The sequence below is a fragment of the Hydrogenophaga sp. FW305-3-2-15-A-LB1 genome (genome assembly GCF_058787875.1).
Window position 1 is genome coordinate 1 of sequence record NZ_JBYTAE010000002.1, and the last position, 23,809, is coordinate 23,809.

At 67.9% G+C, this 23,809-nt stretch carries 23 protein-coding genes; 12 read left to right on the forward strand and 11 right to left on the reverse strand.

The genetic code is table 11. From position 1 onward, the window contains the following. The 7 genes from AC3WPZ_RS00745 to AC3WPZ_RS00775 form a co-directional block, all read right to left on the reverse strand. Nucleotides 1-587 (reverse strand): MFS transporter (locus tag AC3WPZ_RS00745; RefSeq protein ID WP_492437754.1); only part of this gene is annotated, 587 nt, incomplete at its 3' end. Between the two features lie 8 nt (nucleotides 588-595). Next, nucleotides 596-1,150: an NUDIX hydrolase gene (locus AC3WPZ_RS00750; RefSeq protein ID WP_291116575.1), complete on the reverse strand. Its 555-nt coding sequence runs from the start codon at nucleotides 1,148-1,150 to the stop codon at nucleotides 596-598. Between the two features lie 71 nt (nucleotides 1,151-1,221). Beyond that, nucleotides 1,222-2,268: a TRAP transporter substrate-binding protein gene (locus AC3WPZ_RS00755; protein WP_382324511.1), complete on the reverse strand. Its 1,047-nt coding sequence runs from the start codon at nucleotides 2,266-2,268 to the stop codon at nucleotides 1,222-1,224. Between the two features lie 106 nt (nucleotides 2,269-2,374). After that, nucleotides 2,375-3,079 carry a fumarylacetoacetate hydrolase family protein gene (locus tag AC3WPZ_RS00760; protein ID WP_444686447.1) on the reverse strand — a complete coding sequence of 235 codons (705 nt, stop codon included), beginning with the start codon at nucleotides 3,077-3,079 and terminating at the stop codon, nucleotides 2,375-2,377. Nucleotides 3,080-3,148: 69 nt separating this feature from the next. Beyond that, nucleotides 3,149-3,472 (reverse strand): 2Fe-2S iron-sulfur cluster-binding protein, encoded by a 324-nt coding sequence (locus tag AC3WPZ_RS00765; protein WP_382324515.1) that lies wholly within the window; start codon nucleotides 3,470-3,472, stop codon nucleotides 3,149-3,151. Nucleotides 3,473-3,480: 8 nt separating this feature from the next. Next, nucleotides 3,481-4,959, reverse strand: coding sequence for a glutamine synthetase family protein (locus tag AC3WPZ_RS00770; protein WP_492437756.1), 1,479 nt, complete (start codon nucleotides 4,957-4,959; stop codon nucleotides 3,481-3,483). After that, nucleotides 4,956-6,335 (reverse strand): Rieske 2Fe-2S domain-containing protein, encoded by a 1,380-nt coding sequence (locus tag AC3WPZ_RS00775; RefSeq protein ID WP_382324519.1) that lies wholly within the window; start codon nucleotides 6,333-6,335, stop codon nucleotides 4,956-4,958. Before AC3WPZ_RS00775 ends, AC3WPZ_RS00770 begins: the two co-directional genes overlap by 4 nt. 80 nt (nucleotides 6,336-6,415) lie before the next feature. Between AC3WPZ_RS00775 and AC3WPZ_RS00780 the strand changes: the two genes are divergently transcribed. The 4 genes from AC3WPZ_RS00780 to pgeF all read left to right on the forward strand — a co-directional run bounded on the left by AC3WPZ_RS00780 (nucleotide 6,416) and on the right by pgeF (nucleotide 9,829). Next, complete coding sequence (locus tag AC3WPZ_RS00780) at nucleotides 6,416-7,135, forward strand: GntR family transcriptional regulator (protein ID WP_291116596.1); 720 nt, start codon at nucleotides 6,416-6,418, stop codon at nucleotides 7,133-7,135. A 140-nt stretch (nucleotides 7,136-7,275) separates the two neighbouring features. After that, nucleotides 7,276-8,379: an alkene reductase gene (locus tag AC3WPZ_RS00785; RefSeq protein ID WP_492437758.1), complete on the forward strand. Its 1,104-nt coding sequence runs from the start codon at nucleotides 7,276-7,278 to the stop codon at nucleotides 8,377-8,379. Nucleotides 8,380-8,414: 35 nt separating this feature from the next. Continuing rightward, a complete protein-coding gene (gene maiA, locus AC3WPZ_RS00790; protein ID WP_492432037.1) occupies nucleotides 8,415-9,056 on the forward strand; it encodes a maleylacetoacetate isomerase in 642 nt (213 codons plus the stop codon). Continuing rightward, nucleotides 9,056-9,829, forward strand: coding sequence for a peptidoglycan editing factor PgeF (gene pgeF, locus AC3WPZ_RS00795; protein ID WP_492437760.1), 774 nt, complete (start codon nucleotides 9,056-9,058; stop codon nucleotides 9,827-9,829). Before maiA ends, pgeF begins: the two co-directional genes overlap by 1 nt. Here the strand turns inward: pgeF and AC3WPZ_RS00800 are convergent. Beyond that, complete coding sequence (locus tag AC3WPZ_RS00800; protein ID WP_382158306.1) at nucleotides 9,749-10,063, reverse strand: hypothetical protein; 315 nt, start codon at nucleotides 10,061-10,063, stop codon at nucleotides 9,749-9,751. The two genes, pgeF and AC3WPZ_RS00800, sit on opposite strands and share 81 nt — an antisense overlap. 131 nt (nucleotides 10,064-10,194) lie before the next feature. Here AC3WPZ_RS00800 and AC3WPZ_RS00805 point away from each other — a divergent pair, with 131 nt between their 5' ends. The 5 genes from AC3WPZ_RS00805 (at nucleotide 10,195) to AC3WPZ_RS00825 (ending at nucleotide 16,959) form a co-directional block, all read left to right on the forward strand. Next, entirely contained in the window at nucleotides 10,195-12,039 is a 1,845-nt protein-coding gene (locus tag AC3WPZ_RS00805) for a PHA/PHB synthase family protein (RefSeq protein WP_492437762.1), read from the forward strand. Between the two features lie 36 nt (nucleotides 12,040-12,075). Next, nucleotides 12,076-13,254 carry an acetyl-CoA C-acetyltransferase gene (locus tag AC3WPZ_RS00810; RefSeq protein WP_382158302.1) on the forward strand — a complete coding sequence of 393 codons (1,179 nt, stop codon included), beginning with the start codon at nucleotides 12,076-12,078 and terminating at the stop codon, nucleotides 13,252-13,254. Between the two features lie 80 nt (nucleotides 13,255-13,334). Further along, a complete protein-coding gene (phbB, locus tag AC3WPZ_RS00815; RefSeq protein ID WP_382158300.1) occupies nucleotides 13,335-14,072 on the forward strand; it encodes an acetoacetyl-CoA reductase in 738 nt (245 codons plus the stop codon). Nucleotides 14,073-14,202: 130 nt separating this feature from the next. After that, nucleotides 14,203-15,921, forward strand: a complete 1,719-nt coding sequence (locus AC3WPZ_RS00820; protein WP_492432033.1) for a cation:proton antiporter domain-containing protein — start codon at nucleotides 14,203-14,205, stop codon at nucleotides 15,919-15,921. A gap of 108 nt (nucleotides 15,922-16,029) precedes the next feature. Next, nucleotides 16,030-16,959 carry a hypothetical protein gene (locus AC3WPZ_RS00825; RefSeq protein ID WP_444686454.1) on the forward strand — a complete coding sequence of 310 codons (930 nt, stop codon included), beginning with the start codon at nucleotides 16,030-16,032 and terminating at the stop codon, nucleotides 16,957-16,959. A 140-nt stretch (nucleotides 16,960-17,099) separates the two neighbouring features. Here the strand turns inward: AC3WPZ_RS00825 and AC3WPZ_RS00830 are convergent, their stop codons facing one another. Next, on the reverse strand, nucleotides 17,100-17,516 hold the full coding sequence (locus tag AC3WPZ_RS00830) for a hypothetical protein (RefSeq protein WP_444691237.1): 417 nt from the start codon (nucleotides 17,514-17,516) through the stop codon (nucleotides 17,100-17,102). Between the two features lie 328 nt (nucleotides 17,517-17,844). On the opposite strand from AC3WPZ_RS00830, the gene dusA reads away from it, so the two are divergent. After that, entirely contained in the window at nucleotides 17,845-18,870 is a 1,026-nt protein-coding gene (dusA, locus tag AC3WPZ_RS00835) for a tRNA dihydrouridine(20/20a) synthase DusA (protein ID WP_492437765.1), read from the forward strand. Between the two features lie 3 nt (nucleotides 18,871-18,873). Here the strand turns inward: dusA and AC3WPZ_RS00840 are convergent, their stop codons facing one another. Together AC3WPZ_RS00840 and AC3WPZ_RS00845 are read right to left on the reverse strand one after the other, a co-directional pair. After that, nucleotides 18,874-19,758, reverse strand: coding sequence for a Dyp-type peroxidase (locus AC3WPZ_RS00840; protein WP_382324535.1), 885 nt, complete (start codon nucleotides 19,756-19,758; stop codon nucleotides 18,874-18,876). 103 nt (nucleotides 19,759-19,861) lie between these two features. Continuing rightward, on the reverse strand, nucleotides 19,862-20,497 hold the full coding sequence (locus AC3WPZ_RS00845) for a GntR family transcriptional regulator (protein ID WP_382324537.1): 636 nt from the start codon (nucleotides 20,495-20,497) through the stop codon (nucleotides 19,862-19,864). 131 nt (nucleotides 20,498-20,628) lie between these two features. Here AC3WPZ_RS00845 and scpA point away from each other — a divergent pair, with 131 nt between their 5' ends. Then, a complete protein-coding gene (gene scpA, locus AC3WPZ_RS00850) occupies nucleotides 20,629-22,785 on the forward strand; it encodes a methylmalonyl-CoA mutase (protein WP_492437767.1) in 2,157 nt (718 codons plus the stop codon). Next, nucleotides 22,782-23,786, forward strand: a complete 1,005-nt coding sequence (gene meaB / locus AC3WPZ_RS00855) for a methylmalonyl Co-A mutase-associated GTPase MeaB (RefSeq protein ID WP_492432026.1) — start codon at nucleotides 22,782-22,784, stop codon at nucleotides 23,784-23,786. Before scpA ends, meaB begins: the two co-directional genes overlap by 4 nt. Nucleotides 23,787-23,809 lie beyond the last annotated feature (23 nt).

Here is a 23,809-nt window from a genome sequence, read left to right on the forward strand (position 1 = left end):
TTGCGGGCTGGCTCGGGCAAGGGGGAGGCGCGGGGCAGGCTGGCGTTCAGCGGCAGGCCGAGCAACAGGTGCAGGCCGGCCCAGCCCAGGCAGGCACCGCGCCAGCCCCAGGCCGTTTCCATCCAGCCGCTGAGTGGCCAACCCACGGTGCTGGCGAAGCCGGCCAGCAGGGTGATGCCGGTGATGGACGCGCGGGCGTCATGTCCCTTGAGCCGCACCAGCGCGGCAAAGGCGGCTTCGTACAGGCCGCTGCCCATGACGATGCCCAGCAGCAGCCAGCCCAGCACCAGCCCCGCCGTGCCCTGCGCTTGCGACAGCACCGCCAGGCCCGCGGCGGCGAGCAGGCTGGTGCCCGTGAGCACCGGGCGACCGCCCCAGCGGTCGATGGCGTGGCCGGCCCAGGGGCCCAGTGCCGCCGCCAGCAGCATCGCGGCCGTGACCGCGCCCCAGACGTGGGACGCCGGCACGCCCAGGCCCCGGGCCATCGGCGCGGCCAGCAGGGCCGGCAGGTAGTAGGTGGAGGCCCAGGCCAGCGTCTGCGCCGTGCCCAGGCGCAGCACCAGGGGCCAGTCGCGTGCCGAGCCCATGCCGCTGCTCAGGCGATGTCGAAGGCGTGGAAGCCGAAGCGGCCTTGCCGGCGATCGGCGAAGTAGTGTTCCAGGGTTTCCTTGACGGTGCGAAAGGCGATCTCGTCCCAGGGAATCTGGTCTTCGGTGAACAGCCGTGCCTCGATGGTTTCGTGGCCGGGGTCGAAGCGGTCGCTGAGCAGCCGGGCGCGGTAGTAGATGTGCACCTGGCCCACGCGCGCCACGTTCATCAGCGTGAAGATGTCGCCGAGTTCGAACTGCGCGCCGGCTTCTTCATCGGTCTCGCGGGCCGCGCCTTCGGCGGTGGTTTCACCGAGCTCCATGAAGCCGGCCGGCAGCGTCCATTTGCCCCAGCGCGGTTCGATGTTGCGCTTGCAGAGCAGCACGTACTCGCCCGTCTCGCCCCACACCGGCACGGTGCCGACGACGTTGAGCGGGTTCTCGTAATGCACCGTATGGCAGGTGGGGCAGACGGCGCGGATCTTGGTATCGCCGTCGTCGGGCAGGCGCATGTCGACGGCGGTGCCGCAGTTGCGGCAGTGTTTGGGGGGTGTGCGCAGCATCAGCGCAGTTTAGCGGGCCGTCACAGGGCGAAAAAAGCCGGGCTGGGCCCGGCTTTTCGAGGAGGGAAGACTCAGGCCTTCTTGCCGTGCTTGGCGATCAGGGCCTTGGCTGCGTTCAACAGCTCCTGGCCCTTGAAGCCGCGCTTGTCCATGTCCTGCACCCACTCCACTTCCACCAGGCGCGCCTTGCGCTTGAATTCCTGCGCTTCGGCCGAGGGGATGGTGTAGATGGTGTTGCCCTGCTTGACGGCGGCTTCACGGCCGGGCGCATCGCCGGCCTGCTGCACCTTGCCCAGCCAGCCGGAGGTCTCGATGCCCGAGTTCTTGTCGATGACGGCCTTGAGGTCGGGCGGCAGCGAGGCGTACTTGTTGCGGTTCATGCCCATCACGAAGGTGGTGGTGTAGAGCGCGCCGCCAGCGGGGTCGAACTCGCTGTGGAACTTGGTGAGCTCGTGCACCTTGACCGAGGGCACCACTTCCCAGGGGATCACGCAGCCGTCGATCACGCCCTTGGAGAGCGCATCGGGGATCTGCGGCAGCGGCATGCCCACGGGGATGGCGCCGAGGTAGCCCAGCATCTTGGTGATCTGGCGGGTCGGGCCGCGCACCTTGGAGCCGCGCAGGTCTTCCGCGGTCTTGATCTGCTTGCTGCGCATGTGGAACATGCCCGGGCCGTGCACTTGCAGGGCGATGGGCTGCACTTCCTTGTACTCGTCGGGGGCCATCGTGGTGATGTACTCCCAGAACGCCTTGGAGGTGGCTTCGGCGTTGTTCATCATGAACGGCAGCTCGAACACTTCGGTGCGCGGGAAGCGGCCCGGGGTGTTGCCCGGCAGCGTCCAGACGATGTCGACCACGCCGTCGCGCGCCTGGTCGAACAGCTGCACGGGCGTGCCGCCCAGCTGCATGGCGGGATAACCTTCGAACTTGATCCGGCCGCCGGAGTCCTTCTCGACCTTGTCCATCCATGCCTTGTGCATGTTGATGTACACGTTGGACTGAGGCGCCATGAACGTGTGGAACTTGAGCGTGACGCTTTGTTGGGCGAAGCCTGTGAGCGCGGGTGCGCCGAGGGCCACGGCCGCACCGGACTGGAGCAGGGTTCTGCGTTGAATCATGTTGAAAGTCTCCTGGGGTCAAAGAAAAACGGGAAAAGCATATGTCAGGCCAGGTCGTTTTCGTGAGAGGTCTAACCCTCGGATGCGACCTGCGTCACGTTCTCGTTCAGGCCACGCGCACCGAAATGGGTGTGAGGCCGTCCACACCGCCGTGCAGGGTGTCGCCCTTCACCACGGCCGCCACGCCTTCGGGCGTGCCGGTGTAGATCAGGTCGCCGGGTTGCAGTTCCCAGGCGGCCGACAGGTGTTCGATGGTCTCGGCCACGTTCCAGATCAGCTTGGCCACGGTGCTGCGCTGGCGGTCCGCGCCATTGACCTGCAACCAGATCGGCGCCTCGTTCACGTGGCCGGCCTGCGCGGCCGGGGTGATGGGGCCGATGGGCGCGGACTGGTCGTAGGCCTTGCCGATGCACCAGGGGCGGCCCTGCTTCTTCATGTCGTTCTGCAGGTCGCGGCGCGTCATGTCCAGGCCCACGGCATAACCCCAGATGTGCTTCGCGGCGTCGGCGGCTTGGATGTTCTTGCCGCCCACGCCGATGGCGACCACGAGTTCGATCTCGTGGTGCAGGTTGCCGGTGAGGCTGGGGTAAGGCATGGAAGCGGTCTGGCCCGCCTCGGCGACCACGATGGCATCGGCCGGCTTGAGGAAGAAGAAGGGCGGCTCGCGGCCGGTGAAGCCCATCTCCTTGGCGTGCTCTTCGTAGTTGCGGCCCACGCAGTAGATGCGGTGCACGGGGAAGCGCTCGGCGCGCCCCACCACGGGCACGCTCACGGTGGCCGGGGGGGCGAAGAGGTAGGTGGTGTCTGGCATGGCGGATGGTTTCGTTGGAATCGAAGATCACCAGTGTGCCATGGGCGCAGACCGCTTTTCGGTGCGTCCTCAGTGCTGGGACGCGGGCAGCCGGACCTCCATGCCATCCATCTCCGGCGTGAGCTTGACCTGGCAACTCAGGCGGCTGTCGGCCTCCACCGGGCTGGACGCGAAGTCCAGCATGTCGATCTCGTCAGGCACCGGGGCGCTCAGCATCGCGGCCCAGGGCGCCCCGATCATCACGTGGCAGGTGGCGCAGGTGAGGCTGCCGCCGCAGTCGGCCTCGATGCCCTGGATGTTCGCGTCCACCGCGGCCTTCATCAGGCTCTGGCCCGGCTCGGTCTGGATGGCCTGCACCGTGCCATCGGCGTTGAGGAATCGGATCGAGATCATGGGCGGGCTCAAGTCCTGGCGAAGTACTCGCGGCGCTCGAAGTCGGTCTTGTCCTCGGCTTGCGCGTGGCGGTCGATCTCGCTTTGCTTGATGCGGCAGAAGTAGCGCACGAAGTCCTCACCCAGCGCTGCGCACAGCGCGCTGTCGGCGCGCAGCGCATCCAGGCCTTCACCCAGCGAAGAGGGCAGCTTCTGGTTGTCGGCCGCGTAGGGCGATTCGCTCGCGGGCGGCGGCAGCGTGGCGCGCGCCAAGCCGTCGAGTCCGGCGTGGATCTGCGCGGCCATGTAGAGGTAGGGGTTGGCGGCGGGCTCACCCACGCGGTTCTCGATGCGGGTGGCGTTGTCGCCGGCCGCACCCACCACGCGCAGCATGGCGCCCCGGTTGTCCTGCCCCCACAGCGCGGCCTGCGGTGCCAGCGCGTTGGGCCGGAAGCGGGCAAAGCCGTTGATGGTGGGCGTGCACAGCACCGTCATGCCGCGCGCGTGCGACAGCAGGCCGGCGAGCCAGTGCGCGCCCGCCTCGGACAGCGTGTGCGTGGCGTCGGTGCGGGTGGTGCCGGGTGCGGGCGTGTCGCGCACGCAGGCGTTGCGGCCGGTCTTCAGGTCCACCAGCGACTGGTGCAGGTGCCAGCCGCTGGACATGATGTTGGGGAACGGCGGGCGGCACATGAAGGTGGCGTGGTAGCCCGCGCGGCGCAGCGCCTGGCGCACGCCGTTGCGGAACAGCACCATCTGGTCGGCGGCGGTCAGGGCGTCGGTGGCGTCGAACACCGCCTCCACCTGGCTCGGGCCGAGTTCGATTTCCAGCGACTGCAGCGGCAGGCCCAACGCCTGCGCGGTGCGCTGCACGATGCGCAGCGGCTCGTCGCTCATGTCGCCCATGGCTTCGGCCTGCAGGTTGTAGCCGGGGTGGATCATCTCCACCGTGGGCGGCAGGCCGGGCCAGGCCGCGAGTTCGGGGTCGAGCTGAGGGCGCGTGTCGGTGATGCGGTAGATGTGGAACTCCACCTCCAGCCCGGTCTTGAGGCCGTAGCCGGCCTGGCCCAGTTTCGCCAGCGCGGTCTGCAGCATGCCGCGCGCGTCCAGCGGCACGGGCGTGCCGTCGGCGAACCAGGGCTGGCAGCGCAGCCAGCCGGTGCGCTCCAGCCAGGGCAGCACGGTGAAGCTCTGCGGATCGGGCATGAGCATGAGGTTGGCCGCGCCGGCGAAGCCGGGCAGGCCGTCGGCGCCACCGGGCTCGAACACCTTCCAGGCCGTGCGGTCGGCCGTGTCCTTGAGCATCAGCGTGCCCACCATGCCCACGCCGTCGTTCAGCGCGCGCAGCGCTGCTTTGGCGGTGAGCGTTTTGCCGCGCAGCATGCCGTGGGCGTCGCACCAGCCAAAGCGCACCAGCTCGATGCCGCTGGCTTCGATGAGTTGGGCCACGCGCCGGCATTCGGCGTCGCGTTCGGGGGATTCGAGGTCGCAGCGTTGGGCGAACGATGTCATTTGGCGCCCGCCGTTTCCTCGGCGGAGGCTTTCGCGTGCCAGGGCGCACCTTCGCGCTTGTCGCGCACCGCGTCCTGCCACCAGGTTTCCCAGCCCTGCGCGGGGGCGATGCCGTCCACCGTGTCGGGGCCGGCAATGGCGCCGTGCAAGGCCGGGTCGGCCACGCCGGGGGCCGTGCCGCCTTGCTCCACGGCGTCGATGGCCTGCAGCAGCATGCGGCGGTTGGCCATCACCACCTTGTCGGTGGTGCCCAGGTGTTCGCGCGTGCGGTCCTGGATCGGGCCCATGCTCTCGCAGGCCCACTGGTCGTGCACGTTGATGTCGTCCTCGCCCATGCCGAGGTAGGTGCGGGTCTGCTGCTCTTCGGCGTTGAAGCCCCAGTTGTTGTGGCGGCCCGACTTCGGGATGTAGTCGGGCAGGGTCACGGCCTGCAGGCGCGGCGTGCGCATGGCGTCCTTGTCCACCGGGCCGGTGAAGCTGGTGAAGAAGGCGTACCAGTAGTTGTGGGTGTCGTCCACCGGCACGTGCATCTGCGTGATCGTCATGGTCTCCGACAGCGGGATCACGAAGGTCTGCGGGAACACGGCATTGGTCACGCGCACGTGGGTCAGCTCGTCGGTCATGGGGCGCAGCGCGGTGAGCTGCAGGCCATAGGGCTTGGGCTCGAAGCTGATGAGGGGCTGGCCGAATTCGCGCATCACGCGCGTCATGGGCCAGCGCTCGCCGCCCACGTCACCGGCGCTGGCGCCGCGGAACTGCTTGCCGTAGCTGTCTTCCAGCGAGCCGTCGTTGAAGAAGCGGTGCAGGTAGGAGGCGTGCGCCGGATCGATGCCCACTTCCAGCGACTGCAGCCAGTTGCAGTGCCACAGGCCCTTGAAGGCGAAGGTGTGGCTTTCGGGCGCGGTGAAGCAGTCCAGCTCGGGGAAGGGCGGGGGCGTCTGGTCCTCGGGACCGAACCAGCCGAACAGCACGCCGCTGCGCTGCACCAGCGGGTAGCTGCGCTGCTTGATGCGCGTGCACATCTTGCTGCCGGCGGGCTCGGCCGGGGTGTCGATGCACTGGCCCGTGGTGTCGAACTTCCAGCCGTGGAAGGGGCAGCGGATGCCATCGCCTTCGTTGCGGCCGAAGGCGAGGTCGGCGCCGCGGTGCGGGCAGTCGCGATCGAGCAGGCCGAACTCGCCCAGGGCGTCGCGGAACAGCACGAAGTTCTGGCCCAGCACGCGCACCGCCTTCACGGGGCGCACGGCCATCTGGGGGTCCAGCGCGGGGTTGAATTCGTCCATCAGCGCCACCGGCTGCCAGTAGCGGCGCAGCAGCTCGCCACCGGGCGTGCCCGGTCCGACCTGGGTCATGCGTTGATTGAGTTCGGCTTTCATGTGGGGAATCTCCGGCAATAAAACGGGGTGGGGTGTCGAAATGGTATACCGTTTTTTGATTTCGGTGTACATTTTGTGCCATGAGCCTGCAAGAAACCGTTTTGATGCAATTGCGCGACCTGATCCTGAGCGGTCAGTTCGAACCCGGCCAGCGCCTGGCCGAGCAACAGCTGGCCGAACGCCTGGGTGCCTCGCGCACGCCGGTGCGAGCCGCGCTGGTCACGCTGGAGCAGGAGGGGCTCGTGCAGGCCAACGAGACCGGCAAGTACCTGGTGCGCCAGTTCACCGCGCAGGAGGTGATCGACGCCATCGCGGTGCGCGGCCACCTCGAAGGCATGGCGGCACGGCTGGTGGCCGAACACGGGGTGTCGCGCCAGTTGCAGGGCCAGTTGCAGACCGTGCTCGACGAGGGTGACCGCCTGCTGGCGGACAACCCGCTGACCATCGAAAGCTATGCGGCCTACGCCCTGATGAACGACCGCTTCCACGCGCTGATCCTTGATGCCTGCGGCAACCGGGCCCTGCAACGCTCGGTGGAACTCAACGACAAGCTGCCGTTCGCGCCGGCCTCGGCCATGCTGCCCATGCAGGGCACGGTGACCATGGACCGCGACTGGATGCTGTACGCGCACCGCCAGCACCACATGCTGTTCGATGCCCTGCGGCGCGGCGAAAGCGCGCGCGCCCAGGCGCTCGCGGTGGAACACACCGAAGTGGCGCAGATGAACATGCGCCTGGCGCTGGAGCGGCGCGCCGAGTCCGAGCAGGTGCTGCCCGGCATCCGCCTGGTGGTGGGCTGAGCGTTCAGCAGCACAAGCGCGGCGGGTTTGCAGGGACGGCCGCAACGACCTTGCGGCCGTGGGGATTTGCGCCATCCCGAGGAGTGGACGGGGGTGGCTGCGCACAATGGGCCATCGTTCAACCCCGCTGACCCATCCGCATGACCCGCCTTTTCGAACCCACCACTGCAGGCCAGCTGTCGCTGGCCAACCGCATCGTCATGGCACCGCTCACGCGCAACCGCGCGCCCAACGCCGTGCCCACGCCGCTCATGGCCACCTATTACCAGCAGCGCGCCAGCGCCGGCCTGTTGATCACCGAAGCCACCGCCATCAGCCACCAGGGCCAGGGTTATGCCGATGTGCCGGGCCTGTACGCGGCCGAACAGATCGAAGGCTGGAAACGCGTGACCGCGGCGGTGCACGCCGCCGGCGGCAAGATCGTCACCCAGCTCTGGCACGTGGGCCGCGTTTCGCACACCGAGCTGCAACCCAACGGTGGTGCTCCCGTGGCGCCCTCGGCCATTGCCGCCAAGACCAAGACGGTGCTGATCAAGGACGGTGTGCCCACCTTCGTGGAAACCTCCGTGCCGCGCGCGCTCGACGCGGCCGAATTGCCTGGCATCGTCGAGGACTACCGCAAGGCCGCGCTGGCCGCCATCGAGGCTGGCTTCGACGGGGTGGAAATCCACGCGGCCAATGGCTACCTGATCGACCAGTTCCTCAAGACCGGCAGCAACCAGCGCACCGACGCCTACGGAGGCAGTATCGAGAACCGGGCGCGCCTGCTGCTGGAAGTGGTCCAGGCCGTGACCGATGCGATCGGCGCGGCGCGCACTGGCATCCGCCTCTCGCCCGTGACGCCGGCCAACGACGTGGTCGACGCCGACCCGCAGCCGCTCTTCACCTGCGTGGTGCGCGAGCTGGCGCGTTTCGATCTGGCCTATGTGCATGTCATCGAAGGCGCCACGGGTGGCCCGCGCGAGATTCCCGATCGCCCGTTCGACTACGCCGCGCTGCGCGCCACCTACCGCGCGGCCGGCGGCCGTGCGGCCTGGATGGTCAACAACGGCTACGACCTCTCGCTGGCGCAGAAGGCCCTGGACGACGGCGCCGACCTCGTGGCCTTCGGCAAGAGCTACATCGCCAACCCCGACCTCGTGGCCCGGCTCCAGCAGGGTGGCCCGTTCAACCAGCCCGACAAGACCACCTTCTACGGCGGCGGCGAAAAGGGCTACACGGACTACCCGGCCTTGACGGCCTGAGGGGCCTGGCCGCTGCGGGTTTATCCTTGGAGCCCATGAAGCTCTACAACTACTTCCGCTCCTCGGCCTCGTTCCGCGTGCGCATCGCGCTCGCGCTCAAGGGCATTGCCTACGACTACGTGCCCGTGCACATCGCGCGCGGCGACCACAAGCTGCCGGCCTTCACCGACAAGGCGGTCGAAGGCCTGGTGCCCCTGCTCGAGCTCGACGATGGCACGCGCCTGACGCAGTCGATGGCGATCATCGAGTACCTGGACGAGGTGCAGCCCGCGCCCGCGCTGCTGCCGGCCGATGCACTGGGCCGCGCGCGCGTGCGCGCGCTCTCGCAGATCGTGGCCTGCGAGATCCACCCCATCAACAACCTGCGCGTGCTCAAGTACCTGACCAAGGAACTGAAGGTGGAAGAGGAGCCCAAGAACGTCTGGTACCGCCACTGGGTGCGCAGCGGTCTGGAGTCCTTCGAGCGCCAGCTCGCGCTGCAGCCCCCGTCCACCTACTGCGCGGGCGACACGCCCACCATGGCCGATTGCTGCCTGGTGCCGCAGATCTTCAACGGCCAGCGCTTCAACACCGACTTCAGCGGCCTGCCGCGCACCATGGCCGCGTTCGAGGCCTGCATGGCCTTGCCCGCGTTCCAGCAGGCCCAGCCATCGGCCTGCCCGGACGCCGAGGCCTGATGCCCCAGTCCCCGGACAGCCTGGTTCCCGACTGGCCCGCACCACCGGGCGTGCGGGCGCTGTTTACCACGCGCGATGGTGGTGTGTCGGCCCCGCCGTTCGACCGCTTCAACCTGGGCGACCACGTGCGCGACGACCCGCTTGCGGTGGCCGCCAACCGCGCCCGCCTGGCCTCGCTGACCGCGCCCGCACGTCCCGTGTTTCTTCAGCAGGTGCATGGCACCGGGGTGGTGCGGCTGGACCGCGCGACGCCGGACGGCGCCGAGGCCGATGGCTGTGTGGTGCAAGGGCCCGGCCTGGCCGCCACCATCATGGTGGCCGATTGCCTGCCGGTGCTGTTCGCCCATGCCTCGGGCCAGGTGGTGGCCGCCGCGCACGCGGGCTGGCGCGGGCTGGCGAACGGTGTGCTCGAGGCCACGCTGCGCGCCTTGCGCGAAGCGGCGGGCGAGGGTGAGGTGGTGGCCTGGCTCGGCCCCTGCATCGGTCCGTCGGCGTTCGAAGTCGGCGCGGAAGTGAAGGACGCCTTCGTGTCGGTCGATGTCGAAGCCGCTTCCTGTTTTCGGTCTCATGGGCGAGACGGCAAATCTTTGGCGGACCTGCCCGCGCTCGCGCGGCGCCGGCTTCAGGCCGCGGGCGTGGCACAGGTGCACGGCAACGACGGCAGCGCCGCGTGGTGCACCGTCACGCAGGCCTCACGGTTCTTTTCGCACCGGCGCGATGCCGTCCGCCTCGGCAGCACCGGGCGCATGGCCGCCTGCGTCTGGATCGACTGAAGCTGTGGTCGAGGTCGTCGCGGCCCGCTGTGCTTCGAGCTCGGCGGCCTCGCGTGCCTTGATCGCTTTGCGCCTTTGTGGCGTGAGCATCAGGTAAACCACCAGTGCGACCGGCAGCAAACCGTAAAGAAAAAAGGTCACAATGGCTCCCAGCACAGAGCCTGTGGTGTTGGTCGCTTCGGCCACCGACATCATGAGCACCACGTACATCCAACCGATCACCACCAGATACACAACATTCCTTGCAGCCCGGACCACCCGTGTCAGCCTGCTGGATGCTGATACGAAAAACCTGGGGAAGATCCGGAATCTCTCCCCCGAGGGCTGCCCATGATAAGTCGCAGGCAACACCCTAGGAGACCAGCATGACATCGGGCAAGAACCCTTCTTCAGACTGGCTGGAAACCGCGCAACAGTTCCAGCAGAACCTCGTTCAACAGTGGACGCAGATGGCCCAGGCCTTTCCCGGGGCCTCCGCCCCCCCATCCGCCGCCAGCGACCCTTTTGCCGCGTTCAAGGCGTTCATGCCGAAAGCGGGCGCGGCCAGCCCCTTCGGTATGGCCATGCCCACGGGCGCCGCCGGCTTCCCCGGCATGCCGGCCGTGGGCGACATCTTCAGCCAGGCCAGCCAGGGCCAGGCGGTCAGCTTCGACCCGGCCCAGCTGCTGGAGATCCAGAACACCTACCTCCAGGAACTGGCCGGGCTGTGGAACCAGGGGCCGAACGTGAAGCCTGCGGGTGATCGGCGCTTCGCGTCCGACGCCTGGGCCAGCAACCCCATGGCGGCCTTCGCGGCCGCGACCTACCTGCTCAACGCCCGCACCCTCATGGCCATGGCCGAGGCGGTGCAGGGCGACGCCAAGGCGCGAACGCGCGTTCGTTTCGCCGTGCAGCAGTGGATCGACGCCAGCGCGCCCAGCAACTTCCTGGCGTTCAATGCGGAAGCGCAGAAGAAGGCGATCGAGACGCAGGGCGAGAGCATTGCCAAGGGCGTGGCCAACCTGCTGCACGACATGAAGCAGGGCCACGTGTCCATGACCGACGAGAGCGTGTTCGAGGTCGGCAAGAACGTCGCCACCACCGAAGGCGCCGTGGTGTTCGAGAACGAGCTGTTCCAGCTCATCGAGTACAAGCCCTTGACCGCCAAGGTGTACGAGCGGCCTTTCCTGCTGGTGCCGCCTTGCATCAACAAGTTCTACATCCTCGACCTGCAGCCCGAGAACTCGCTGATCCGCTACTGCGTGGAGCAGGGCCACCGCACCTTCGTGGTGAGCTGGCGCAACCCCGACGAATCGCTGTCGAAGAAGACCTGGGACGAGTACATCGAAGACGCGGTCGTCAAGGCCATCGCGGTCACGCAGGACATCACCGGCGCCGAGACCATCAACGCCTTGGGCTTCTGCGTGGGCGGCACCATGCTGGGCACCGCGCTGGCCGTGCTGGCCGCGCGGGGCGAGACGCCGGTGAACAGCGCGACCTTCCTCACCACGCTGCTCGACTTCACCGACACCGGCATCCTCGACGTGTTCATCGACGAGAACTTCGTGAAGTTCCGCGAGATGCAGTTCGCCGATGGCGGCCTCATGCCCGGGCGCGACCTCGCCACCACCTTCAGCTTCCTGCGCCCGAACGACCTGGTGTGGAACTACGTGGTGGGCAACTACCTCAAGGGCGAGACGCCGCCGCCATTCGATCTGCTGTACTGGAACTCCGACAGCACCAACCTGCCGGGCCCGTACTACGCCTGGTACCTGCGCCAGATGTACCTGGAGAACAACCTGGTCAAGCCGGGCAAGACCACGGTGTGCGGCGAGAAGATCGACTTCCGCCAGGTCAAGCTCCCCGTCTACATCTACGGCTCGCGCGAAGACCACATCGTGCCCATCGGCGGGTCCTACGGCAGCACGCAGATCTTCCCGGGCAAGAAGCGCTTCGTGATGGGCGCCTCGGGTCACATCGCGGGCGTGATCAACCCCGCGTCGAAGAACAAGCGCAGCCACTGGATCGGCCCGGCGGGCAAGTTCCCGGCCGACGTGAAGGACTGGATCGCCAGCGCCACCGAACACCCCGGCAGCTGGTGGACCGACTGGTCCGCCTGGCTCAAGCCGCTGGCTGGCAAGCAAATTGCAGCGCCCAAGGCGTATGGCAAGGCCAAGCGCTACACCGCCATCGAGCCCGCACCCGGCCGTTACGTCAAAGCCAAAGCCTGAACATTTTTTTTCATCCGCACCCCCAGGAGACATTGCATGGAAGACATCGTCATCGTTTCAGCCGCCCGCACCGCCGTGGGCAAGTTCGGCGGCACGCTCGCCAAGACACCGGCCACGGAGCTGGGCAGCATCGTCATCAAGGCGCTGCTGGAGCGCACCGGCCTGCCGGCCGACGCCATCGGTGAAGTGATCATGGGCCAGGTGCTGGCCGCTGGCGTGGGTCAGAACCCGGCCCGTCAGGCCATGATGAAGGCCGGCGTGGCCAAGGAAACGCCGGCGCTCACCATCAACGCCGTGTGCGGCTCCGGCCTCAAGGCCGTGATGCTGGCCGCGCAGGCCGTGGCCTGGGGCGACAGCGAGATCGTGATCGCTGGTGGCCAGGAGAACATGAGCGCCTCGCCGCATGTGCTCAACGGCAGCCGCGACGGCCAGCGCATGGGCGACTGGAAGATGACCGACACCATGATCGTCGACGGCCTGTGGGACGTATACAACCAATACCACATGGGCATCACCGCCGAGAACGTGGCCAAGGAACACGGCATCAGCCGCGACGCGCAGGACGCGCTCGCGCTGGGCAGCCAGCAGAAGGCCAGCGCCGCGCAGGACGCCGGCAAGTTCAAGGACGAGATCGTGGGCGTGAGCATTGCGCAGCGCAAGGGTGACCCCATCCTCTTCAATGCCGACGAGTTCATCAACAAGAAAACCAGCGCCGAAGCCCTGGCCGGCCTGCGCCCCGCGTTCGACAAGGCCGGTTCGGTGACGGCGGGCAACGCCTCGGGCATCAACGACGGCGCCGCCGCGGTGGTGGTGATGACCGCCAAGAAGGCCGCGGCGCTGGGTCTCAAGCCGCTGGCGCGCATCGCCGCCTTCGGCACCAGCGGCCTGGACCCGGCCACCATGGGCATGGGCCCGGTGCCGGCATCGAAGAAGGCCCTGGCGCGCGCTGGCTGGAAGGCCAGCGACGTGGACCTGTTCGAGCTCAACGAAGCCTTCGCGGCCCAGGCTTGCGCCGTCAACAAGGCGCTGGACATCGATCCGGCGCGCGTGAACGTCAACGGCGGTGCGATCGCCATCGGCCACCCCATCGGTGCGTCCGGCTGCCGCATCCTCGTGACGCTGCTGCATGAAATGCAGCGCCGCGATGCAAAGAAAGGTCTCGCGGCCCTGTGCATCGGTGGCGGCATGGGGGTTTCCCTCGCGGTCGAACGCTGAATTCACGGTTAAATCAACAACGGATGACCGGAGGGAGGGCCTTCCGGTCACCATCGCCAAAGGCACAAGGAGCACAAGAAATGAGCAAGAAAGTCGCGTACGTCACAGGCGGCATGGGTGGCATCGGAACGGCCATCTGCCAGCGCCTGCACAAGGAAGGTTTCACGGTCATTGCGGGCTGCGGCCCCACGCGCGACTTCAAGAAGTGGCTCGACGAGCAGAAGGCTCAGGGCTACACCTTCCACGCCTCGGTCGGCAATGTCGGCGACTGGGATTCCACCGTGGAAGCCTTCACCAAGACCAAGGCGGAGCACGGCACGATCGACGTGCTGGTGAACAACGCCGGCATCACGCGCGATCGCATGTTCCTGAAAATGTCGCGCGACGACTGGGATGCGGTGATCGAGACCAACCTGAACTCCATGTTCAACGTGACCAAGCAGGTCGTGGCCGACATGGTGGAAAAGGGCTGGGGCCGCATCATCAACATCTCGTCGGTCAACGGCGAGAAGGGCCAGGCTGGGCAGACCAACTACTCGGCCGCCAAGGCCGGCATGCACGGCTTCTCGATGGCGCTGGCGCAGGAGCTGGCGACCAAGGGTGTCACGGTCAACACCGTGAGCCCGGGCTACATCGGCACTGACATGGTCAAGGCCATCCGGCCCGACGTGCTGGAGAAGATCGTGGCCACCGTGCCCGTCAAGCGCCTGGGTGAGCCGAGCGAGATCGCGTCCATCATCGCCTGGCTGGCCAGCGAGGAGGGCGGCTACGCCACCGGTGCGGACTTCTCTGTCAACGGCGGCCTGCACATGGGCTGAACACCCCCCCCCACGCGCTCCAAGAGAAACCCGCTTCGGCGGGTTTTTTGTTGCGGGCATGGTTCCTGCGAAAGCGTGGTGTAAATTCGACCGCACCCCCACCCCCTTTCCGCCAAGGAGTTTCCGGCCCATGCCGCACAGCGTTTCACTGATCAACACCATTGCTGCGGGCCTGGGTCTGGCACTGATCCTCGGCTTCCTGGCGGCCAAGGTGCGCCTGCCCGCGCTGGTGGGCTACCTGCTGGCGGGTGTGATCATCGGACCGTTCACGCCGGGCTTCGTGGCCGACGCCGGCATCGCCGCCCAGCTCGCCGAGATCGGTGTGATGCTGCTGATGTTCGGCGTGGGCCTGCATTTTTCCCTGGAAGATCTGCTCTCGGTGCGCAAGATCGCCTTGCCCGGCGCGGTGGTGCAGATGGCGGTCGCCACGCTGATGGGTATTGGCATGGCCATGTGGTGGTGGGACTGGAGCTTCGGCTCGGCGCTGGTGTTCGGCGTGTCGCTCTCGGTGGCCAGCACTGTGGTGCTGCTGCGGGCGCTGGAGAGCCTGGGCATTCTCGATTCCTTCACGGGCCGCATCGCGGTGGGCTGGCTGGTGGTGGAAGACCTGGCCATGGTGCTGGTGCTGGTGCTGCTGCCGCCGCTGGCGGGCTTTCTGGGCGGCAAGGGCTCGGACGGCGATCTCGATTCGATCTGGCGCACGCTGGGCTTCACCCTGCTGCAGGTGGGTGGCTTCGTGGCGCTGATGCTGGTGGTGGGGCGCCGGGTGTTCCCCTGGCTGCTGTGGCAGGTCACGCGCACCGGTTCGCGCGAGCTGTTCACGCTGTGCGTGGTGGCGGCGGCGGTGAGCATCGCGTTCGCCTCGGCGGCGCTGTTCGGCGTGTCGTTCGCGCTGGGTGCCTTCTTCGCCGGCATGGTGCTGCGCGAATCGGAGTTCAGCCACCGCGCGGCCGAAGAGTCGCTGCCGCTGCGCGATGCCTTCGCGGTGCTGTTCTTCGTCTCGGTGGGCATGCTGTTCAACCCCGCCGTGCTGATCGAGCGCCCGCTGCAGGTGCTCGGCGTGGTGCTGATCATCATCGTGGGCAAGTCGGTGGCCGCCGCCGCCCTGGTGGTGGCCATGCGCTACCCGCTCAACACCGCGCTCACCGTCTCCGCCAGCCTGGCGCAGATCGGCGAGTTCTCCTTCATCCTGGTCGGCCTGGGGGCATCGCTGGGCCTGCTGCCGCCCGAGGGGCAGAGCCTGGTGCTGGCGGGTGCGCTCATCTCCATCGCCACCAACCCGCTGTGGTTCAAGGCCATCAACCCGCTGCAGGAATGGCTGCGCAAGAACTCCGAGTTCGCGCGCAAGCTGGAACAGCGCGACGACCCGTTGGCCGAACTGCCCATGACCACGCACGAGAAATTTCTCTCGCGCCAGGTGGTGTTGGTGGGTTACGGCCGGGTGGGGCGGCGCATCGCCGCCGCGCTGGATGAACAGCATTTGCCCTATGTGGTGGCCGAAGAGAATCGCGACATCGTCGAGCGGCTGCGCGAGCGCGGCATTGCTGCCGTGTTCGGCGACGCGGCGGACCCGGCGGTGCTGATCCAGGCCCACATCGCGCGCGCCGGCATGCTGGTGATCGCCACGCCCGACACGCTCAACGTGCGGCAGATGATCGCCACCGCCCGCGCCCTCAATCCCGAGATTCAGACCGTGGTGCGCACGCACAGCGAGGAAGAGGCCGGCCTGCTCGAGAAAGAAGTCGCCGGCAAGGTCTTCCTGGGTGAGGAAGAGCTGGCGCAGTCGATGACGCGCTACGTGATCGAGCATTCCCAGCTCGCGAACCCGGGCGCGCGCGCCGCGGCCTGACCTCGGATCGGCACCAGGGCCGGTCCTACACGCCTTCGCGCACCCGTCCGACAGGCGCCCATGAGGACGCCACCCATGATGGCCTGACATTCCAACAGGAGGCCCATCATGGCATTGACCCATTCGCCCACATTCGACGACATCGCCGTGGCGCCGGCATCCGAGCACGCGGTGTCCTGGCCCGCGGTGTTCGCCGGCGCGGCCGGCGCGGCCGCGCTCTCGCTGATCCTGCTCATCCTGGGCACAGGGCTGGGGCTGGCATCGGTCTCGCCCTGGGTGCAGCAGGGCATCGGTGCCGCCACCTTCGGCGTCTCGACCATCCTCTGGATTTCCTTCACCCAACTGGTGGCCTCTGGCATGGGCGGCTATCTGGCCGGTCGGCTGCGCACGCGCTGGGCCGGCACGCAGGCCGACGAGGTCTACTTCCGCGACACCGCGCACGGCTTCCTGGCCTGGGCGGTGGCGACCCTGGCCACGGCAACGCTGCTCACCTCGGTGATCGGTGCGATCGTGGGCACCGGTGTGAACGCCGGCGCCACGGTGGCGGCCGGTGGCGCGGGTGCGGCGGTGGCCCAGGTGGCGGACAAGGCCGATGGTGAAAAGGACGGCGAGGCCGACCTGGACTACTTTGTCGGCACGCTGTTCCGGACCGACGCGGCGGCGGCGTCGACGGCCGGCGCCCCGGGCGTGTTGATGGTGAACCCGTCGCCTGCCGCGATCGCTGCCGATGCTTCGGGCATCTTCCTCACGGCCCTGAAGAACGGCGCCTTGCCGCCCGAGGACGCCAGCTACCTCGGCCAGCAGGTGGCCTTGCGCACCGGCGTCAGCGCGCAGGACGCACAGAAGCGCGTGACCGACACCTTCGGGCGGATGCAGATCAAGGCCCGCGAAGCCGAAACCGCCGCGCGCGAGGCGGCCGACAAGGCGCGCAAGGCGTCGGCCTATGGCGCGCTGTGGCTGTTCGTTTCCTTGCTGATCGGCGCCTTCTTCGCCAGCCTGGCCGCAACCTTCGGTGGCCGCCAGCGCGATCGGGCCTGAGTTCCCGCCCTGCACACCCCTTCACCTTTCCAAGGAGCCTTCCATGCAATCCCTGCTGCTGTTTTTCCTCGGTGTCCCCATTCCCATCATCATCCTGATCGCCCTGATGTTCTGATCGGACGATCACGAAGGCGGGGAGCCTAGCGGCTGCCCGTCGGCGCGTTGATGTCCCTGGCGTGGGCTTCCAGGCATTGCGAGACGATGAGCTGGACCGCGCTGGTGGCATCGGGTGTCAGCCGGGCGTTGTTGTGCACCCGGGTGCGCACGGGCCGCCCCACCTCACCACCCACGCGCACCTGCGATTCCACGGTGCAGGACAGTTCGTCTCCCGAGGCCAGGCCGCCCTGGTGCTGCAGCTCCAGGCGCTGCAAGCCCACGTAAAAGGGTTGAGGCCCGGTGTAGCTGGCGGCCACCCAGTTCCGCAGGGCCTCGGCGACCGGGGGCCGGATCTCGACAGGCAGGGTGCCGGTGTCCGTCTTGAGCTTCAGATCGGTGTCATGCCGCGAGTCCTGCACCTGCACACCGGCACCGCTGGCCACAGGCGGTTGCAGATCCACCCTTTGTTCTGCGGCGGCACAGCCGGCCAGCGCCAGCGCGGCGAGGGCGCAAGCCAAGAGGTTCAGATGGGGTCGTGTTGGTGTATGCATGGCCCATTGTGGTGGTGCAACCCGGCCGCTTCCACCCCTGGCGCGGCGAATCTCCTCCCGTCCTACAAGCGCGTCGGCAACTCTCCGACAAGGGGCCTGCGGCAGCGCCGGAATACTGGCGTGACTGTCACACCAAGTCTCCGAAGCTCCCTCCCCCCCGAGCTTCCCTCCGCCAGGAGGTTCAACCCGCTTCGGCGGGTTTTCTTTTGCCTGCTCGCCGGGGTGAGAAAATACCGGGGTGCAACCACATCCCACCCTGCAAGCTCCGAGTCCCTGGCGCCTGTCCGTCGCGCCCATGATGGACTGGACCGACCGCCACTGCCGCTACCTGCATCGCCTGCTCTCGAAGCACACCCTGCTGTACACCGAGATGGTGACCACGGGCGCGCTCACCCACGGCAGCGTGCAACGCCACCTGCGTTTCAACGCCGAGGAACACCCGGTGGCCTTGCAGCTGGGGGGCAGCGACGCCGCCGAGCTGGCAAGCGCCGCGCGCCTGGGCGAGCAATGGGGCTACGACGAGATCAACCTCAACTGCGGCTGCCCGAGCGACCGCGTGCAGCGCGGGGCCTTCGGCGCCTGCCTGATGGCCGAGCCGCAAACCGTGGCCGACGGGGTCAAGGCCATGGTGGACGCGGTCTCGATTCCCGTCACCGTCAAACACCGCATCGGCATCGACCGGGTCGAGAGCTACGACTTCGTGCGCGATTTCGTCGGGACCGTGAGCGAGGCCGGCTGCGGCGTGTTCCTGGTGCACGCGCGCAACGCCTGGCTGGACGGCCTCTCGCCGAAAGAGAACCGCGAGATTCCGCCGCTGCGCTACGAACTCGCGCACCGCCTCAAGCAGGACTTTCCGCAACTCACCTTTGCCATCAATGGCGGCTTCACCACCAACGCGCAGATCGCCGAGCACCTGAGTGCGGTCGATGGCGTGATGGTCGGCCGCGAGGCGTACCACAACCCCTGGGTGCTCACCGGCTGGGACGAGGCCTTCTTCGGCGCCGCGCCGTCCACCGTGACGCGCGAAGCGGTGGAAGAGCAGATGGTGGCCTACATGGAGCGCGCCTTCCTGGAAGACGGTTGCCCCTGGTACGCGATCGCGCGCCACATGCTGGGCCTGCGCCACGGGTTGCGCGGCGCGCGGCGCTGGCGCCAGGTCTGGAGCGACCACCGCCTGAAACCACTGCCTCCGCGCGAGGTGTGGGCCATGGCCCAGGCCCACGTGGGCCAGGAAGCCGAAACCGACGGCCTGGTGGGCGCCTGAGGCTCAGAGCCCCACGGCGCGCAGGTCGATGCGGCCCTGGTGCAGGGGCGGGCACCAGAAGTAGGCCCCGGTTTCCGGTTCCGTGAAGGAGAAGAGGGCGTCGACCACGCCGTCCTCCGCGCCCGACATGCGGCGCAGCAGGGCTTCGTAGGCATCGAACGAGTGGCCGAAGGCGGTGAACATGGAGCCGCCTTCGTTGCCCTCCGCCCAGGGCATGGCACGGCGCAGCACGAACGCCGGCGGCTCGAAGTCTTCCTGGGCCGTGCGCTTCACGTGCGCCGAGGCCGGTGCGTCGTCGAGTTCTTCGTTGTTGTGGTGGGCGCGGCCGAAGACGTGGTCGCGTTGCAGCTCGGGCATGGCGGCGAAATGGCTCAACTGGTGGCGCCAGCGCTGCACCGCCAGGAAGCTGCTGCCAGCCAGCGGGCCCTGGGCCACCAGGGCCGCGGCGAGCGCGTCCTCGCCCTGCGGGTTTTCCGTGCCGTCTTCGTAGCCGCTGAGGTCGTGGTTGGTGCGGTGGCTGAAGGCGTCGGTGATGGCGCGCAGCTCGAAGGCCGGCGCCAGCAAGGCCTCCAGCTGGCGGCTGCGCAGCAACAGTTCCCCGCGGTCGCTGCCACGCAACCAGATCAGGAGGTCGATGGGCGTGGCCGGCAGTTTGACGAGCGCGCCCTCGATCTGAGGGAAGCTTTTGAGCCCAGGGACCTGCGTGCCGAGCGCACGCACCAGCGACTCGCCCAGGCCGACGACGGTCGCTTCGCCATCGGCGAAAGCAGCGAGTTCGCGCAGCACGGCCTGGGGGGTGGCGCCGATGCGCAATTGGCAACTGAGGTAGCGGGCCTGGGTGGGAATGGGCTGGAGGATGCCGGGTTGGGCAGGGAGTGGAACGGACATGGGTTGTTCTGGGAATGGGGCGATGGCGGCGCGCCGCGCGGGCGCAAGTCGCGCGGCAGAAAGGCAGGCGGGACTTTACCAGCGGCCCGTGGGCCGGGATCGGTCAGGCCGCGGCTTCCAGGCCGTTCTCGAAGTGCTCGCGCATGCGCTGCACCGTCAACGCGGCGTCGCGCTGCGTGAGCGCGGCCACGATGGCGCGGTGCTCGGCCAGCGACTCTTCGATGCGCCCGCTCTTGAGCAGCGAGTTGTGGCGGTTGAGCTTCATCACCTTGCGCAGGTCGGCCACCATCTGCTCGCGCCAGCGGTTGCGCGCGAGTTCGAGCACGCGCATGTGGAACTGCTCGTTGAGCGCGAAGAAGCGGTCGCGCTCGCCCACGGCGGCTTCCAGTTCCTGGTGCAAGGCCTGCAGGCTGGCCAGCTCCTCGTCGCTGGCGCGCGCGGCCACCACGCCGGCCGCGTCCGACTCCAGCAGGGCCAGCAGGTGGTAGACATCCGCAAGGTCTTTCTCGGACACTTCGGTGACGTAGGCGCCGCGCCGCACCTTCATCGTGACCAGGCCTTCGGCGGCCAGCACCTTGAGCGCTTCGCGCAGCGGGGTGCGGCTGATGCCGTATTCCTCGGCGAGCTTGAGCTCGTCGATCCAGCTGCCGGGCTCGAGCTCGCGGCGGAAGATGCGCTGGCGCAGCAGCTCGGCGACTTCTTCGTACAGGGCGCGGGGCGAAAGCGACAAAGCGGACATGGTCAGGGAGGGGTCAATCGGGGGTGTGGGACACAGGCCGGCATTGTAAGCCAATAGGAATATTTTGCATCAATAATTATGAATCATGTAGAATCCCGGCGGTCCTGATCCCGTCCAAACCGAGTTTTGCCATGAGCCAGAAACAGCCCGAATTCAACGCAGCCACCCTGGAAGCCTGGGCTCAGGCGGCCCGCAAATCCGCACCCGGTGGCGATGTCTCGGCGCTGGACTGGGTCACGCCCGACGGCATCCGCGTCAAGCCGCTGTACACCGCCGAAGACACGGCCGGGCTGCCGCACACCAACACCCTGCCAGGCTTCGAGCCCTTCATCCGTGGCCCGCAGGCCACCATGTACGCGGTGCGGCCGTGGACGATCCGCCAATACGCGGGCTTCTCCACCGCCGAAGAGAGCAACGCCTTCTACCGCAAGGCCCTGGCCGCGGGCGGGCAGGGCGTCTCGGTCGCGTTCGACCTAGCCACGCACCGGGGCTACGACAGCGACCACCCGCGCGTCACCGGCGACGTGGGCAAGGCCGGCGTGGCGATCGACAGCGTGGAGGACATGAAGATTCTGTTCGACCAGATCCCGCTGGACAAGGTGAGCGTGTCCATGACCATGAACGGCGCGGTGCTGCCCGTGCTGGCGGGTTATGTGGTGGCGGCGGAGGAGCAGGGGGTTGGGCAGGACCAGCTCAGCGGCACCATCCAGAACGACATCCTCAAGGAGTTCATGGTCCGCAACACCTACATCTTCCCGCCCGAGCCGTCGATGAAGATCATCGGCGACATCATCGAATACACGGCGCGGCACATGCCGAAGTTCAACTCGATCTCGATCTCGGGCTACCACATGCAGGAAGCCGGCGCCAACCAGGCGCTGGAGCTGGCCTTCACGCTGGCCGATGGCAAGGAGTATGTGAAGACCGCGATCGCCAAGGGCATGGACGTGGACGACTTCGCCGGGCGCCTGTCCTTCTTCTGGGCGATCGGCATGAACTTCTACCTGGAGATCGCCAAGATGCGCGCCGCCCGCCTGCTGTGGACGCGCATCATGAAGGGCTTCAACGCCAGGAACCCCAAGAGCCTGATGCTGCGCACGCACTGCCAGACCTCGGGCTGGTCGCTCACCGAACAGGACCCTTACAACAACGTGGTGCGCACCGCCATCGAGGCCATGGCCGCGGTGTTCGGCGGCACGCAGTCGCTGCACACCAACTCGTTCGACGAGGCCATCGCGCTGCCCACCGAGTTCAGCGCGCGCATCGCGCGCAACACGCAGCTCATCATCCAGGAAGAGACGCACATCACCAACGTGGTGGACCCCTGGGCCGGCAGCTACATGATGGAGAGCCTCACGCAGGAGATGGCCGACAAGGCCTGGGCCATCATCGAAGAAGTGGAGGCCATGGGCGGCATGACCAAGGCGGTGGACAGCGGCTGGGCCAAGCTCAAGATCGAAGCCGCCGCCGCCGAGAAGCAGGCGCGCATCGACTCGGGCAAGGACGTGATCGTCGGCGTCAACAAGTACAAGCTCAAGCAGGAAGACCCGATCGAGGCGCGCGACATCGACAACGTGGCGGTGCGCGACGGGCAGATCGCCCGCCTGAAACAGATCAAGGCCACGCGCGACGCGGCGAAGGTGCAGGCCGCGCTGGAGGCGCTGACCGCTGCGGCCGACAGCGGCGAGGGCAACCTGCTGGACCTGTCGATCCAGGCCATCCGCCTGCGCGCCACGGTGGGCGAGGTGAGCGATGCGCTGGAGAAGATTTACGGGCGCCACCGCGCCGATACGCAAAAGGTGACCGGTGTGTACGCAGCTGCCTACGATTCCGCCGAGGGCTGGGAAGCCCTCAAGACCGAGATCAACACCTTCGCCGAGGAGCAGGGCCGCCGGCCCCGCGTGATGATCAGCAAGCTCGGGCAGGACGGCCACGACCGGGGCGCCAAGGTGGTGGCCACGGCGTTCGCCGACCTCGGCTTCGACGTCGACATGGGTCCGCTGTTCCAGACGCCCGAAGAATGCGCGCGCCAGGCGATCGAGAACGACGTGCACGCGGTGGGCGTGTCCACCCTGGCCGCCGGCCACAAGGCCCTGGTGCCGGCCATCATCGCCGAGCTGAAGAAGCAGGGCGCGGACGACATCATCGTGTTCGTGGGCGGCGTGATCCCGCGCCAGGACTACGACTTCCTGTACGAGTCGGGCGTCAAGGGCATCTACGGCCCGGGCACGCCGATCCCGGCGAGCGCGAAAGACGTGCTGGAGCAGATCCGGAAGGCTTTGGGGTGACCCCTCAGGCATTGCTGGAAGGCATCGTGCGTGGCGCGCCTGCCACGCAGCGCCGCGCCATGGCCAAGGCCATCACGCTGCTGGAGTCCACCCGCGCGGACCACCGAGCCCAGGGCGACGAGCTGCTCACCGCCTTGCTGCCGCACACCGGGAACGCATTGCGCCTGGGCATCAGCGGCGTGCCGGGCGTGGGCAAGAGCACCTTCATCGAGGCGCTGGGCCTGTACCTGATCGGGAAGGGGCACCGCGTGGCGGTGCTGACCATCGACCCGTCCTCTTCCGTCTCGGGCGGCTCGATCCTGGGCGACAAGACGCGCATGGAAAAACTCTCGGTGCACGACCAGGCCTACATCCGGCCCAGCCCGAGCAGCGGCACGCTGGGCGGCGTGGCCGAAAAGACGCGCGAGGCCATGATGGTCTGCGAAGCGGCCGGCCACGACATCGTGATCGTCGAGACCGTGGGCGTGGGCCAGAGCGAGACCGCGGTGAGCGGCATGACGGACATGTTCGTGCTGATGCAGCTGCCCAACGCGGGCGACGACCTGCAGGCGATCAAGAAGGGCGTGATGGAGCTGGCCGACCTGGTGGTCATCAACAAGGCCGACCTGGACCCCGACGCCGCCACGCGCGCGCGCGCGCAGATCACCTCCTCGCTGCGCCTGCTCGGCCTGCATGGCCACCCCGAGCACGCGCACCACAACGACGGCCTCTGGCACCCGCAGGTGATCCAGCTCAGCGCGCTGCAAGGCCGGGGCGTGGACGCCTTCTGGGCCGAAGTCTCGCGTTTTCGCGCGCTGCAGACCGGCAACGGCCAGCTCGCCCAGCGCCGCCAGCAACAGGCCCGCGCCTGGATGTGGGAACGCATCGACGCCGGCCTCAAACAACGCTTCCGCGCGCACCCCCAGGTGCGCGCCGACCTCGACGAGACCACCCGCCGGGTGCTGGCGGGCGAACTGCCGCCGTCCACCGCGGCGCGCCAGCTGCTCGACCTCTTTGACTGACCGACCGTTTCCTCCGGAGAACC

Bases quoted from the DNA above. Each gene is read 5' to 3' on its own strand.
- AC3WPZ_RS00840 (WP_382324535.1), bottom strand. From the start codon at position 19,758: ATGTCCGTTCCACTCCCTGCCCAACCCGGCATCCTCCAGCCCATTCCC.
- AC3WPZ_RS00785 (WP_492437758.1), top strand. From the start codon at position 7,276: ATGACCCGCCTTTTCGAACCCACCACTGCAGGCCAGCTGTCGCTGGCC.
- AC3WPZ_RS00810 (WP_382158302.1), top strand. From the start codon at position 12,076: ATGGAAGACATCGTCATCGTTTCAGCCGCCCGCACCGCCGTGGGCAAG.
- AC3WPZ_RS00820 (WP_492432033.1), top strand. From the start codon at position 14,203: ATGCCGCACAGCGTTTCACTGATCAACACCATTGCTGCGGGCCTGGGT.
- AC3WPZ_RS00780 (WP_291116596.1), top strand. From the start codon at position 6,416: ATGAGCCTGCAAGAAACCGTTTTGATGCAATTGCGCGACCTGATCCTG.
- AC3WPZ_RS00805 (WP_492437762.1), top strand. From the start codon at position 10,195: ATGACATCGGGCAAGAACCCTTCTTCAGACTGGCTGGAAACCGCGCAA.
- AC3WPZ_RS00845 (WP_382324537.1), bottom strand. From the start codon at position 20,497: ATGTCCGCTTTGTCGCTTTCGCCCCGCGCCCTGTACGAAGAAGTCGCC.
- pgeF (WP_492437760.1), top strand. From the start codon at position 9,056: ATGCCCCAGTCCCCGGACAGCCTGGTTCCCGACTGGCCCGCACCACCG.
- AC3WPZ_RS00825 (WP_444686454.1), top strand. From the start codon at position 16,030: ATGGCATTGACCCATTCGCCCACATTCGACGACATCGCCGTGGCGCCG.
- AC3WPZ_RS00755 (WP_382324511.1), bottom strand. From the start codon at position 2,268: ATGATTCAACGCAGAACCCTGCTCCAGTCCGGTGCGGCCGTGGCCCTC.
- AC3WPZ_RS00760 (WP_444686447.1), bottom strand. From the start codon at position 3,079: ATGCCAGACACCACCTACCTCTTCGCCCCCCCGGCCACCGTGAGCGTG.
- AC3WPZ_RS00770 (WP_492437756.1), bottom strand. From the start codon at position 4,959: ATGACATCGTTCGCCCAACGCTGCGACCTCGAATCCCCCGAACGCGAC.
- phbB (WP_382158300.1), top strand. From the start codon at position 13,335: ATGAGCAAGAAAGTCGCGTACGTCACAGGCGGCATGGGTGGCATCGGA.
- AC3WPZ_RS00750 (WP_291116575.1), bottom strand. From the start codon at position 1,150: ATGCTGCGCACACCCCCCAAACACTGCCGCAACTGCGGCACCGCCGTC.
- scpA (WP_492437767.1), top strand. From the start codon at position 20,629: ATGAGCCAGAAACAGCCCGAATTCAACGCAGCCACCCTGGAAGCCTGG.
- AC3WPZ_RS00765 (WP_382324515.1), bottom strand. From the start codon at position 3,472: ATGATCTCGATCCGATTCCTCAACGCCGATGGCACGGTGCAGGCCATC.
- maiA (WP_492432037.1), top strand. From the start codon at position 8,415: ATGAAGCTCTACAACTACTTCCGCTCCTCGGCCTCGTTCCGCGTGCGC.
- AC3WPZ_RS00775 (WP_382324519.1), bottom strand. From the start codon at position 6,335: ATGAAAGCCGAACTCAATCAACGCATGACCCAGGTCGGACCGGGCACG.